Here is a 12,382-nt window from a genome sequence, read left to right as displayed (position 1 = left end):
ACTAAATAACAATTAATTAGACGGTGTTAACTAATTAATTGTTATTTACTATCATACTATTTTATTTTTAATAAGCCCATAACAAATTCGTAAGTTACTTATTTATTTTAATAGTGCGGCAACTGCATCAGCCGTCACTGCTTGGCCGACTTCCCAATCATCTGGTAAGACCATAATGCCTTTAGCAGGTGCACCTTCAACGCCAATTTCACGAGCAGCACAAATCATACCGTCGCTTTGAACGCCACGTAATTGACCAGGCCAGATGATTTTACCTTCTGGCATCACTGCGCCAACTGTTGCGACAATCACTTTTTGACCTTGAGCAATGTTAGCAGCCCCACAAACGATTTGAACCGTTTGATCAGGTGCAATTTGCGTTTGTGTCACGTGCATATGATCTGAATCTGGATGAACCACACATTCCTGTACATAACCAACCACGATGTGGGGTGTTTCATCAGCAACTAAATCAGGTGTGAAGCCAGCAGCTTCAAGTGCTTGATTTAAAGTTGCGACATCCGCAACACTGAGGGCTTGGACCCCGTTAAATTGTAATTCAGGTAATAATTGATCGATTGCTAAAAAGTTATAGCCAATTGTCTGATCTGCTTGGTCGCTAATTCTGACAATTGATTGTTTCTCAGTCGTTACTTGATTAGCAACATCTGGTTGGGTCATCACAACGAGAATATTTGGAAAAGATTTTTGGTTCATACTTGCAATTAGCATTTTATGACTCCTTTAAAATTAACTTAATGAGTGGATAAATTCTGAAATTTCACGTTTTGTCTTCCGGTCCTTATTCACAAAACGACCAACTTCACGGCCATTATCAATCACAACAAAGCTTGGAATACCGAAGATTTCCCATTCTTCACAAATATCGATGTATTGATCACGATCAATTTCGATAAATTCATATTCTGGGAATTCAGCTTCGATTTCGGGCATTGCGGGTTTAATAAACCGGCAATCGCTACACCACGTTGCTGTAAAAAATAAGACATGTTTTCCTTTGGTAATGAGATGGGTTAGATTTGTTTCTGCCATCTTTGCGAATTCTTTCATTATGCACCCCTTCAATTTAACTACTCGTTTTAATATAAGCGGTTTGTGGTCAAATGTCCACTCTTGTTCCTCAAAAAAGTGTGCTATACTATTTAAAGATAAATTTACTGAGGAGTTTTTTTTTGAAAAAAAATAGTCAAACGTTAAAATATCTCTTAACTGGTTTCGGACTAGCCGTTGCGGCAGCAGCCGGCACCAGACAATATAAAACCCAACAAAAGATGGTTAAGCTCGACAAGATTTTAGAAGATGTCAAAGCAAGCCTTCGTCATGAAGGGCAAATCGTCGGCTCATGGATTGAAGAAAGTCCTCACCTATTTTCACAAAACAAACGGACTTTCCCGGTTTATCAAGGCGGTATCATCTGCGAACGTGATGAAGGCACAAATCAATTTCACTTCAAAGTTGATGCTAAAACGGGGGTTGTCATTGAGTTTTCACAACTTTAAAATAAATAAAAACACTTACCGAAATTGGTAAGTGTTTTTATTTGGCTTGAGCGGTTATTTTAAAAAACACGCTATTTGTAGTGCGCTTCTAATCTGTAAATGACTTGACCGCGCTTGCTGAATTTTTCTTCGTATTCTGTTTGGATATTGTCTTCTGCTAAATCACTGTTGTGTAAATCAAGTGAAATATCGTCAAAAACCATCCCATATGCATTTAAACTGGCTAATGAGTATTCAAACAAGCCTTGGTTATCGGTCTTGAAACGTAAATAACCTGTTGGTTGCATAATTTGTTGGTATTCAGCCAAGAATGACTTATAAGTTAAGCGTCGTTTTTCATGACGCGTTTTAGGCCATGGATCAGAGAAGTTTAAGTAAACCCCTGCGACTTCGTTTTCGGCGAAGAAAGTTGTCAATGCTGCGCCGTTCCCTAACAATAATTGAAGATTAGGGAGTTTTAATTCAACTTGTTTTTGCAAAATAACGGCAATCGCTGATTCTTGAATTTCAACCGCGATGAAGTTGCGGTCTGGGTATTTTTGAGCCATTTGAGTAATGAATTGCCCTTTACCTGAACCAACTTCGATATAGATTGGTTGTTCCTTGGCAAAACGACTTTGCCAGTTACTGGCAATATTTTCTGGGCTCACCAAAATCATGTCTGGGTTTTCAGCGATCAAATCCGCTGCCCAAGGTTTGTTTCTTAAACGCATAATAAACTCCTCATTTGCTGCCAATTAAAAGAGGCTGGGACAAAAGTCATTTTGTCTCGGCCCCGCAATCTGATTAGGATAAACGTGTGCCAGCAGGCATATTCCTGCGTTTAGCGACGTCTAGCAAATAACCAACAAGTTGGCCATTCACCAGACTATGCTAATCCTCAGAATATTAACACCTGTTGGCACACTCTTTGGCATTTAATTTTTTTTAATTATTTCAGAAAGAACTTCTTCTAAACGCAATATGTCATGGTTCATTTCAGTAAAACGACCACGTTGATAATGGTGCTTAATGCTTTGGAGTAGGTTCAAACTACCGTACCAGTTAACGCGCATCAATAATTCAGGCGTTACCTCTAAACCATAGTTTTCAAGCCACTCTTGCCATTCTTGACGTGGAACATATTGAAATAAAATCATTCCGAAATCGACAGCTGGATCAGCTAACATTGCTGAATCCCAATCGACTAGGTACAAACGATTGATATCAGATAACAACCAATTCTTATGACTTAAATCGCCGTGACACACCTCTAAAGAAGGTGTTTGTAATGCTGACATCGTGTCTTTTAAATACTGACTCGTTTGTGCTAAAAAAGGATGTTGCCGCAAATCTTGCGGTAAATCATAGAAGTAGGTTTGCAACATCTCTGGTGCTTGCCAGACCTGACCCCCAACCTTTTGTAACATGCGCTTTAATAGATGAGATTGATGAACCCGCGCCAATAACTTGGCAACTTGCGGACTATTCATCTCATCACGCTTGAGCGTACGACCATTTAGCCATTCTTGTGCGGTTAACACATCACCGCTTGAAATCCGTTTGGTCCAGATTAAACGTGGTGTAATGCCTTCTGCAGAAAGAGCCGCTAGAAATGGCGACGTATTTCGTTTTAAAAATATCTTCTCTGATGCACGGACGCCTAAATAAGCGGCACCCGTATCACCACCAGCTGAACGTACTTGCCAACCGGTATCTAAGTCGAAATTCATCCACCCGACTCCTTTACAATAAAATAAGGTGCCTACCCCGTGGCACCGCGTTGCTTCAACTGATTTTTAACTACCAGTATCATATAATAAGCACACGTGCTACGTCAAGTAGGCACCCCTTTGAATTCGGGATTATTTAACTAATCGTTGTGGTAAATAGAACTGAACAAAAACACCAACTAAGGCGAATAACGCCAGAACACTTAACCCAGCTTGGAGGTCCAAGCCCATCGTCACTAGCAGTATCACGCTAAACAAGATGGCTTGGCACAATAATAAACCTAATAACAGTTGTTGGAAAGCTTTCACGCGAGCTTGCTTAGCAATCGGATATAGATGGGTAAAAATAATTTGTTCATATTGAGTATAAAACGGTAGCAACTGGAAGCCGACTAAGTAGATTAATAACAAACCTAGTGCTAAGCTCAACCACCACAGATGGCTGAAACATAGAATGATGCCTCCTAAAACCACTAGGCGAACGTATAATCCGCTAAACTCGGTCCCGCGAATAAAACCACGTGTGTAGAGATACAAATATGGATTACCACTACGCTTAGCAACTGGCAATAGCCAATCTAAGTAACGGCGCCGTTTGACCTGGCTATTTAACCCCGGTACATCTGTAAAGAGGTTGTATAAGCGATAAATACGCCCCATTCTAGAATCTTCTGCGCTGACCGCTGCCAACCAATCAAACAATGTTGTCTGTTGAATAGTTGTCAATTGACGTCGTTGATAATAAGCCAAGCCAATTGCGATTAAAACCCCAGCGATTGCCAAGCCGCTAAAGAGTTGACTACCAATTAACAACCAATCAACTAGTAACCAAACAATCTTAGGTAACTTGGCATCTATCTGGTACCAATTCAATAATTGATTTGAAAAGCGGCGATCTTTGATCGCGATTAATGTGGCCCAAACTAGGAGTAATTGCCAGCTCGGTACGGATTTAGTAATCAGCAGGGTTGGTGCAATTAATCCCGTTACTAGCCCGGTAAAAATTACCGGGAGCCAGGCACTGTAACCCCGCGCCGCTTTTAAATAAACAGGTAAATCACTTTCCTTAGGTAATAAGAAAACGCTATCCGCTTCTTTAAGTAATGTTGCAAAGCGCCCAAAGCTAACTGCCGCTAATAAGACGAGACTCAATAGCAATTTAAGCCACCACGCTTGTGGATCCAGCCCTTTGACGGCATTAGCATACGTATAGCCTAATGCACCCAATAGGAAAATTAAAGCTAAGACGAAATGGTCGTTAAAAACCAGTTTGAGATATTTAACTTGTTCTTGAATATGTTGCCGAACACGTTTTTGCCATAACTGTCGCATCATTAACCTTCTTTCGTCATTTGCAAATAGATATCATCTAAGTTTGCATCTGCCATGTTAAATTCTGCTTTCAGTTCTTCAAGCGTCCCAGTTGTTCGGACCTTGCCTTGATTCAATAGGACAAAAGAATCGGCGTATTGTTGCGCCGTGGCCAAAATATGGGTCGACATCAAAATAGCCGCCCCCGCCGCCTTTTTATCAGCAATAATGTCCAATAAATCGTGAATGGCGAGTGGATCAAGACCTGTAAAAGGTTCATCAATGATGAATAAATCGGCGTCAGTCATAAAAGCGTTGACGATCATCACTTTTTGACGCATCCCTTTTGAAAAATGAACTGGGAACCAGTCCAGCTTATTGTCGAGTCGGAACTTCTTCAATAACACCATTGCTTTGGCCCAAGTCATCTCGAAATCTAAGTCGTAAGCCATCATAGTTAGTTCCAGATGTTCTCGTAATGTTAACTCGGGATAAAGGACTGGCGTTTCCGGCACGTAAGCCATGCTTTGGCGGTATTGATCCGGATTAGATTGCAACGTGACGCCATTAAGCGTAATCGTGCCCTTTTGCGGTGTTAATAATCCGATAATATGTTTAATGGTCGTTGATTTACCAGCCCCGTTTAAGCCAATCAAGCCGACAACCTGTTGATTGGGAACCGTAAAACTTACTTCTTGGAGCACTGGTACGTGGGCGTAACCACCCGTTAATTGGTTAATTTCTAAACTCATTTAACTTGCCTCATTCATTTAAATTAAAAATTAGTTGATACCCTTTTCTGACAAACACTTAACACGAAGTTTATCATCAATTATTAATTTTAACAAACCCTTTCATTTTTAACGAACGATTCACTCAATTGACCGTGATTTAGTAGCAGAAAACGCGTTATTATGATAGCATTAACCGTATACAGCGCCACAATCTTATAGAAAGTAGGTATTTAATTATATGGATGATTGTATTTTTTGTAAAATTGTTCGTCAAGAAATTCCGAGCACTGTCGTCTATGAAGATGATGTTGTCAAAGCATTTCTCGATATCACCCAGACCACACCCGGTCACACCTTGGTCATTCCAAAGCAACATGTTGCCAATATTTTCGAATATGACGCCGACTTAGCTGCTGCGGTTTTCAGCCGAGTACCCAAGATTGCGAATGCAATCAAGGCCAGCAATCCCGCGATTAAAGGGATGAATATTTGTAATAATAACGGTGAGGTTGCTTACCAATCCGTTTTCCATTCTCATATCCACCTACTCCCTCGTTACACGGCAGCAGACGGCTTCTCAATGCAATTTGCTGATAACTCAGCGGATTATACACCAGAGAAGTTACAAACGATTGCTGACGCGATTAAGCAACAATTGGAGGCTTAACGATGTCATTTTCAAAAGGATTACTGATTGGTGGCCTTCTTGGCACAACCTATGCGTTACTAACCGCTAAAAAAACGGGCTTAGAACGTCAACAAGCAATCAGCCATTATTTAACCGACGTTACCATGCAAGCACAAACTGTTCAAAGTAACGCTGTAGATTTACAAAACACGGCCGGTCAACTGTCTAACGAAATCAAAACAACAGCTGTTGATTCACTCGCTGATATCAGCGATGCTGTTCAAACTTTTTCGTTTGAAGCTCAACCCCGGGTTGCACAAATTTCAGAATCAATCAAACGTCTTACGGACGATTTAAAGGCGCTATAACGCAGTTTATCAACCTTTCACGGACGTATTCATAAAAAAGCTAAATTTGAAGGTTCTGTGAAATTTTCGCTCTCGGATTTAATTCAGCGGGTTCATGTGTTATATTAATTGATGAATTCACGGTATTAATCGTATTTACAATAATTTATAAGGATGTGTCATATGATGAAAAAATGGCTATTAGCCGCTGCCAGTCTATTAATGGTAGTTACATTAGCAGGTTGTGGAAGCAACACTATCGCAACTCTTAAGGGTGGTAAAGTCACTCAAGACGAATTCTACAAAGAAATTAAGGAAACTTCTGCCGGCAAGCAACAAGTACAACAAATGATCTTGCAAAAAGCACTTCAAGAACAATATGGTAGCAAGAGTCTTACTAAGAAAATCGACAAGACTTACAATACTTACAAGAAACAATACGGTTCATCTTTCACTTCAGTACTTGCACAAAGTGGTTTAACAACCTCTTCATTCAAAAACCAAATCACAACTCAAATGTTAGCTAACGCTGCTTTAAAAGCTAACAAAAAAGTTACAAACGCTGATTTGAAGAAACAATGGAAAACATACGAACCAAAAGTTGAAGTACAACATATCTTAGTTGAAAAGAAAGATACTGCTGAAACAGTTATTTCTGAACTTAAGAAAGACAACTCAACTAAAAACTTCACTGCTTTAGCTAAGAAGTACTCAACAGATACTGGTACTAAGAAAGACGGCGGTAAATTACCTGTCTTTGATAGCACAGATACATCATTAGATCCAACATTCAAAACAGCTGCCTTCAAGTTGAAGACAAACGAATACACAACAACACCTGTTAAGACATCATATGGTTACCACGTTATCCGCATGATCAAGAACCCTGGTAAAGGTAAGATGGCTGATCACAAGAAGACATTAACTGACCAAGTTTATGCTAAGTGGGCTAATGATCAAACAGTGATGGCTAAGGTTTACACGAAGGTTCTTAAGAAAGCCGACGTAACAATCAAGGATAAAGATTTATCAGATATCCTTTCAAGCTACGGCGTTAACGCTAAAAAATCATCAGCTAAATCATCATCAAAATAAGCACATCTAAAAAGAGCCTCAATCAAACAGATTACTGTTTGGTTGAGGCTCTTTTTTTAATTAATCCTGCGTTAATTGTTGATCGTTAACGGGTCGGTAGAAATGACGTCCATCCATTGCAAAGAGCCGTTCAGTATACTGCCCCGCTTCTGCATGTTGCAAGGATTGAGTCATCATCGTAATGCTAGCATCCATTTCATCGATTTGATGGAGTACTTCTGCTTCCAAAATTTGTGGTCGCACTGGTGAACCATATTCCATTAAACCGTGATGAGCTAAGACAACATGTCTCAGCACTAACATATCTTCACTATTGATGTCGATTTTTAGCGTCTCACAAGCCTTAACGATTTCTTCATCAACTAACACAATGTGCCCGATTAAATTCCCGCGCACTGTGTATTCCGTTGAAACCGGCCCCGATAATTCAAGCGTCTTACCTAAATCGTGCAACAAGACCCCTGAATACAATAACGCCGCATCAATTTGTGGGTATTGGGCGGCAATTGTTTTAGCTAGTCGCAACATCGATAACGTATGGTAGGCTAGCCCGCCCGCAAAAGCGTGGTGGTTAGTCTTGGCCGCTGGAAAACTGAAGAAGTCCGCTTGATGCTTTTGAATCAAGTGGCGCACCAATCGTTGCCAATTAGGATTGGTAATTTCAAAAAGCACTTGGCTAATTTCTTCTTCCATATCGGCCGTTTGTACCGGTGCTTTTTGGATAAATTGTTCAATGACCTGTGGTTCCTCTTCAGTCGCTAACCGAAGTTTATAGATCTTAATTTGTGGATTACTTTGATAAAGTTCCCGTTTACCTTGGAGATGAATAATCTTCCCCGGTGTAAATAAGGCCACATCTTCATCAGAAGCATCCCAATACTTACCACTAATTTGTCCGGATTGATCTTGGAATGTGAAGGCAATAAATTGCTTGCCGTTTTTAGCAACTCTGACATCCGCTGCTTTAATTAAAACAAATAGCGCTAAGTTTTCATCATTTTGGTAATCAAATAGCTTTTTAGTCGTCATTTGCTAACCCTACCTTCTCTAAGTTTAACCAGTGTTCCGTGCCAAAGGCGGCCTCAGTTCGCGGATTAGCCGTCAAGTAAATGACTTGATGTGCACCGCTGAGGTTTTGCAATAATTGCCAAACCGCTGCTTGCCGCTGATCATCGAAATTGACGAACCCGTCATCTACCAATAATGGTAGTGAGACAACATCGGCAATCTCTTCTGCAAACGCAAAACGTAATGCAATGTATAATTGCTCTGCCGTTCCTTGTGAAAGTTCGCCGACTTCAAATAGAACCTGGTCTTGTCGAAGGACAGTTAAAGTTGCCGCTTCGAAAGTAATTTCAATATACCGATTCTGCGTTAGAATTGCAAAGTATTGCGTAGCTTTTGCTAATAAACGTGGGAATCGTTCTTGTGAAGCTGCTGTTAGGGTCGCTTGAATCCAATCGATTGCCAATTGTTTAGCCAACCAATCTTGTGCTAAACCGATAATGTCGGCTTCAGCGTTTAATTGTGCTTGCTTTTGTCGTTGATAAGCATCGCTATCAACTAACTTTTGTTGAACAACTTGTAACTCGGCAATCGTCTGTTGTTGTGTTTGAATTGCCGCCGTTAATGTCGCCGTTTGTTGCGTTAATTGTGCAATTGCCGTTTCGAGGGCTGCTTGGTCCTCAAAAGCTTGTAATTGTGGCAAATAACTTGTCAATTCATGTTCAAGATCTGTTTGACGTTGTTGTTGCACTTGGCGTTGCTGTTCAGCGGCTGCACATTGCGCTAGTTCAGCGGCCGTTTTGAGCTGGGCTTTTTCAAGCAAGTCAGCTTGTTGCACTTGTCGTTCTTGGTCTTGTCTTTGCAAGCGTGTCACTTGTTGTTGTTGATATTCATAACGTTCATTATCCTGCGCGAGAGCTTGTTTCAATTGATCAAGCCGGCCCTTAAATTGTTCAATTTGCGCCAAATTATGCAGTGGTTCGCCTTGAAGCGCCCCTAGCCAATCGTGCGCAAACGCAAACTGTTCAAAATAATCAGTTAAGTCAGCTTGACTCGCGTTAATTTCAGCACTTTGTTGGGCAATTAATGCTTGTAAGTGTTGCATCCGCGCCAAGGCATCTTGTTGGTTCATGACTTGTGTCACCGTTGCTTCGTTCGAATAACCATTCGTGCTTAAAAGCGTAGCGACTTGTTGTTGACTGGTACTTAAAGCTTGTTGCCCATCTGCAAGTGCTGTTTGTTTTTCCTGAAGGTCGGCTTGTAACTGATCGAGTTTAGCGAGTGCTTGTTGCCACTGCGCCTTTTGGGTTGTATCAGCCGTTTGTTTTTGTTGCCCTTGATACTTGGTATATAACCCATAACCAAGTAACCCGAGTCCTAACAAAGCAATTGCTTTCAAGCCCCCCGGTAAAAAGATGCCTAATAAACCAACAACCCCTAATCCTAAACAAATATTGCTCATCGGTGTTGGACTAGCAACTTCCGCGGGTGTTTCTAAAGTGGTCACTAATTGTTCTTGTTCAGCCACCTGATCAGTCAATGTTGTTAATTGATCCGTTAAAACGCGGTTGGTCGTTTGCGTTTGTTCGTAGGTGGTATTGGCAACTTGTAACTGTTCTAGCTGGTCGGCGCTTAAAACAGTTGGTAATGTTTCAGTCGTCGGCCATTGATACTTAGCAGCTAATGCCGCTTGTTCGCTCGTCAACTGCGTCAACTGGGTTTGTTGCAAGGCTAACTGTTGCGCTTGCTTTTGCCGTGTTGACCATTGCTCCAGTAACCCATCAATTTCAGCTTGGTGTGTTTGATAGAATCGGAATTCACCCGTTTGATCAAGCGTTTCTTGAATCGTCGCCACAGCTTGCTGAGCATCCGCTAATGCTGCTTGAGATTCTTGGCGTTGTTCTTCGATTTTTTGATATTGCGCATACAAAGTGCTGTCAAAAGGCTTCGTTGTCGCTAAGGATGCTTGTAAAGCCTGCCATTCTACATACTTCGGCCAGCGTTCTAGTAATTGTTGCTGCTGGTTTTTTTGTCCCTGAACTTCAGCTAGTGCTGCCTGATCTTGCTTCAGCGTCTGCAGTGCCTGTTGTAATTGTTGGTCGTTACTTTCGTATTGCTGATTAGCCGCTTTAGCCTGGCTAACAGCCTGTTCGATTTCCGGATACTGCTTTAAGGCCTTATTAAGTGGCCACTTGCGCCCGGATGGTTTATAGATTTGCTGACTAGCCTTATCTAAGCTAGCTTCAAAAGCGAGCCATTCATGACTACCAACCGCACCAATCGTTAAAAGATGTTGCATAAAATCATCGGCAGTTAGCCCAAAAATCTGATTTAGATCCTGTTGATTGGTCTCAAAAATTTGCGTAAAGAGGGCTTTGTCTGCAGGCGCAATCAATTGGTTCAAATAATCCGCACCAAACTCCTTGCCCTGATCAATAATGGTTACCTCGCCACCGGCTTTACCAGCAACCCGCCGAATCGTAATCTCGCGATCGTGGTGGTCAACGATTAACTCGCCACCATACTGCGCGCCACTTTTAGGGAGGTATTGTTCATACTTTTGCTTACCAGTTGCAAAACCAAACAAAACGCCTTTGATAAAAGCCGTGATGGTTGATTTACCAGCTTCATTTTGACCGTATAAAACCTGGTAATCGGTTTGCAAATCAATTGTTTGATCGTGCCACTTACCAAAGCCAAAGATGTTAATTGTTTTAATCCGCATGCTTAGTCCTCCAGCTTCTTTTCTTGTAGAATCGTTTCGGCCGCGGTCTTCAAATCATCTTGAAAATCGGGTTCTTCGAGTGCTTCTCGGATGAATTTTTCTTTCAGAAGCGGTTGGGCCTTTTCCAAGATGTAATCTGGCGTAAAGATCTTATCAGCCGCCGATTGCCAATAGGCCTGATCAATCTGGCTAAATTGTTGTTGGGCCGCAAACTGTAGTTTAAGCGCGTACGGCCAATGCATGACAGCACTAGACTCGAGGGCTGCTTGTAAATAAGCGAGTAATTCGCCATTATTGACACGTTGAATCAAATCACTCGATAACCGTTCAGCGTGCGTCAATTCCAAAGCCACCAAACTCGCCGTTTCACTCTGTGCTAATTGCTGACTCAACGCTTCTTGCAATTGATTCAAGCTTGGATTTTCAGGGATTTCAAATCGTTGCCGTTGCCATTCAATCACCGTCGTCGGTTTAAATTCAAGCTCGAATTGCCCCGCTTGCGCGGTCACTAAATAAAAACCCTTTTCACCAGGTTCGTTCTTATGCCGACCTTGTAAATTACCCGGGTAAATCACATAAGGCCGTTCTTGTAAGATTTGGCGTTTATGAATATGTCCTAGCGCCCAATAATCATATTGTAGTTGGTTGAGTTCACTTAACGTAAACGGTGCGTAATGATCCGCATCAGAGGTCGTACTCTGGCTACCATGCAAAGTCCCAATTGTATAAGTTGTGGCAGCTCGTGGTGGAAATTGTGTCGTTTGATCCGCTGCTAACCACCGTTGCCCGTAACTAAAACCAACAATCGTGACCGTTTCTTGCGCTTTAGTTGTTAGTGTTTTAGCTTCAACAGCCGTTGTAAAAACATGGACATTTTTCGGAAAATCGAAATGAATTTGATTGGGATCCCAGTAATCATGATTCCCGTAACTGAGATAAACTGGGATTTCAACAGCGTTTAAGCGTTCAAATTGTTGTTTCAAAAAGTTTTGGACCTGCAAACTCTGGGCCTCTTGATCAAATGAATCACCCACTAATAAAACAAAATCAACAGCTTCATCAATGGCAGTCTGCACTAATTTTTCAAAGGCGGTAAAAGTTGATTCGTGAATCGTCGTCCATAAATTGGTTGACGCTTTTTTTAGTCCCACAAACGGACTATCAATATGCGCATCAGCCGCGTGAATAAATTTCATGATCGTTATCCCCCATTTTAGTAATATGTCTTATTATAGCATTGCAACTAAGGCTTAGAAAGGCGCCTTCCCACTAAAAAAAGAAGCATCGAGTTCGCGATTTGCGACT

13 protein-coding genes are annotated in these 12,382 nt (G+C 41.4%); 4 read left to right on the top strand and 9 right to left on the bottom strand.

What is annotated here, in order from left to right:
- Positions 1–102: 102 nt before the first annotated feature.
- Together ytpR and NDN60_RS02175 are read right to left on the bottom strand one after the other, a co-directional pair.
- Positions 103–732: a YtpR family tRNA-binding protein gene (gene ytpR, locus NDN60_RS02180; protein WP_096585258.1), complete on the bottom strand. Its 630-nt coding sequence runs from the start codon at positions 730–732 to the stop codon at positions 103–105.
- 18 nt (positions 733–750) lie between these two features.
- Positions 751–1,071, bottom strand: a complete 321-nt coding sequence (locus NDN60_RS02175) for a thioredoxin family protein (RefSeq protein WP_011374343.1) — start codon at positions 1,069–1,071, stop codon at positions 751–753.
- Between the two features lie 122 nt (positions 1,072–1,193).
- Between NDN60_RS02175 and NDN60_RS02170 the strand changes: the two genes are divergently transcribed.
- Positions 1,194–1,520, top strand: coding sequence for a hypothetical protein (locus tag NDN60_RS02170; protein WP_011374342.1), 327 nt, complete (start codon positions 1,194–1,196; stop codon positions 1,518–1,520).
- A 71-nt stretch (positions 1,521–1,591) separates the two neighbouring features.
- Here NDN60_RS02170 and trmB read toward each other — a convergent pair whose 3' ends face one another.
- The 4 genes from trmB to NDN60_RS02150 all read right to left on the bottom strand — a co-directional run bounded on the left by trmB (position 1,592) and on the right by NDN60_RS02150 (position 5,295).
- Positions 1,592–2,233 (bottom strand): tRNA (guanosine(46)-N7)-methyltransferase TrmB, encoded by a 642-nt coding sequence (gene trmB / locus NDN60_RS02165; RefSeq protein WP_011374341.1) that lies wholly within the window; start codon positions 2,231–2,233, stop codon positions 1,592–1,594.
- Between the two features lie 204 nt (positions 2,234–2,437).
- Positions 2,438–3,232 carry a phosphotransferase family protein gene (locus NDN60_RS02160; RefSeq protein ID WP_011374340.1) on the bottom strand — a complete coding sequence of 265 codons (795 nt, stop codon included), beginning with the start codon at positions 3,230–3,232 and terminating at the stop codon, positions 2,438–2,440.
- A gap of 132 nt (positions 3,233–3,364) precedes the next feature.
- Positions 3,365–4,564: an ABC transporter permease gene (locus tag NDN60_RS02155; RefSeq protein ID WP_041820776.1), complete on the bottom strand. Its 1,200-nt coding sequence runs from the start codon at positions 4,562–4,564 to the stop codon at positions 3,365–3,367.
- Between the two features lie 2 nt (positions 4,565–4,566).
- Positions 4,567–5,295 carry an ABC transporter ATP-binding protein gene (locus tag NDN60_RS02150; RefSeq protein WP_056948287.1) on the bottom strand — a complete coding sequence of 243 codons (729 nt, stop codon included), beginning with the start codon at positions 5,293–5,295 and terminating at the stop codon, positions 4,567–4,569.
- 220 nt (positions 5,296–5,515) lie between these two features.
- On the opposite strand from NDN60_RS02150, the gene NDN60_RS02145 reads away from it, so the two are divergent.
- The 3 genes from NDN60_RS02145 (at position 5,516) to NDN60_RS02135 (ending at position 7,347) form a co-directional block, all read left to right on the top strand.
- Positions 5,516–5,944, top strand: a complete 429-nt coding sequence (locus tag NDN60_RS02145; RefSeq protein ID WP_011374337.1) for an HIT family protein — start codon at positions 5,516–5,518, stop codon at positions 5,942–5,944.
- 2 nt (positions 5,945–5,946) lie between these two features.
- Positions 5,947–6,273 (top strand): YtxH domain-containing protein, encoded by a 327-nt coding sequence (locus tag NDN60_RS02140; RefSeq protein ID WP_011374336.1) that lies wholly within the window; start codon positions 5,947–5,949, stop codon positions 6,271–6,273.
- A 165-nt stretch (positions 6,274–6,438) separates the two neighbouring features.
- Positions 6,439–7,347 carry a peptidylprolyl isomerase PrsA gene (locus tag NDN60_RS02135; protein ID WP_049762126.1) on the top strand — a complete coding sequence of 303 codons (909 nt, stop codon included), beginning with the start codon at positions 6,439–6,441 and terminating at the stop codon, positions 7,345–7,347.
- Between the two features lie 60 nt (positions 7,348–7,407).
- Here the strand turns inward: NDN60_RS02135 and NDN60_RS02130 are convergent, their stop codons facing one another.
- The 3 genes from NDN60_RS02130 to NDN60_RS02120 are packed head-to-tail and all read right to left on the bottom strand — an operon-like array spanning position 7,408 to position 12,273.
- Entirely contained in the window at positions 7,408–8,376 is a 969-nt protein-coding gene (locus NDN60_RS02130; protein ID WP_011374334.1) for a 3'-5' exoribonuclease YhaM family protein, read from the bottom strand.
- On the bottom strand, positions 8,366–11,077 hold the full coding sequence (locus NDN60_RS02125) for an ATP-binding protein (protein ID WP_056948285.1): 2,712 nt from the start codon (positions 11,075–11,077) through the stop codon (positions 8,366–8,368). Before NDN60_RS02125 ends, NDN60_RS02130 begins: the two co-directional genes overlap by 11 nt.
- 2 nt (positions 11,078–11,079) lie before the next feature.
- Positions 11,080–12,273, bottom strand: coding sequence for a metallophosphoesterase family protein (locus NDN60_RS02120; RefSeq protein ID WP_056948283.1), 1,194 nt, complete (start codon positions 12,271–12,273; stop codon positions 11,080–11,082).
- Between the last annotated feature and the right edge of the window lie 109 nt (positions 12,274–12,382).

It is taken from the genome of Latilactobacillus sp., assembly GCF_033176295.1.
GTDB classification, from domain to species: Bacteria; Bacillota; Bacilli; order Lactobacillales; family Lactobacillaceae; genus Latilactobacillus; species Latilactobacillus sakei.
This window is presented reverse-complemented; position numbering and strand designations above follow the sequence as displayed.

Coding starts and splice junctions, on each gene's coding strand:
- NDN60_RS02130 (WP_011374334.1), bottom strand. CDS start 8,376: ATGACGACTAAAAAGCTATTTGATTACCAAAATGATGAAAACTTAGCG.
- NDN60_RS02150 (WP_056948287.1), bottom strand. CDS start 5,295: ATGAGTTTAGAAATTAACCAATTAACGGGTGGTTACGCCCACGTACCA.
- trmB (WP_011374341.1), bottom strand. CDS start 2,233: ATGCGTTTAAGAAACAAACCTTGGGCAGCGGATTTGATCGCTGAAAAC.
- NDN60_RS02120 (WP_056948283.1), bottom strand. CDS start 12,273: ATGAAATTTATTCACGCGGCTGATGCGCATATTGATAGTCCGTTTGTG.
- NDN60_RS02160 (WP_011374340.1), bottom strand. CDS start 3,232: ATGAATTTCGACTTAGATACCGGTTGGCAAGTACGTTCAGCTGGTGGT.
- NDN60_RS02125 (WP_056948285.1), bottom strand. CDS start 11,077: ATGCGGATTAAAACAATTAACATCTTTGGCTTTGGTAAGTGGCACGAT.
- NDN60_RS02140 (WP_011374336.1), top strand. CDS start 5,947: ATGTCATTTTCAAAAGGATTACTGATTGGTGGCCTTCTTGGCACAACC.
- NDN60_RS02175 (WP_011374343.1), bottom strand. CDS start 1,071: ATGAAAGAATTCGCAAAGATGGCAGAAACAAATCTAACCCATCTCATT.
- NDN60_RS02155 (WP_041820776.1), bottom strand. CDS start 4,564: ATGCGACAGTTATGGCAAAAACGTGTTCGGCAACATATTCAAGAACAA.
- NDN60_RS02145 (WP_011374337.1), top strand. CDS start 5,516: ATGGATGATTGTATTTTTTGTAAAATTGTTCGTCAAGAAATTCCGAGC.
- ytpR (WP_096585258.1), bottom strand. CDS start 732: ATGCTAATTGCAAGTATGAACCAAAAATCTTTTCCAAATATTCTCGTT.
- NDN60_RS02135 (WP_049762126.1), top strand. CDS start 6,439: ATGAAAAAATGGCTATTAGCCGCTGCCAGTCTATTAATGGTAGTTACA.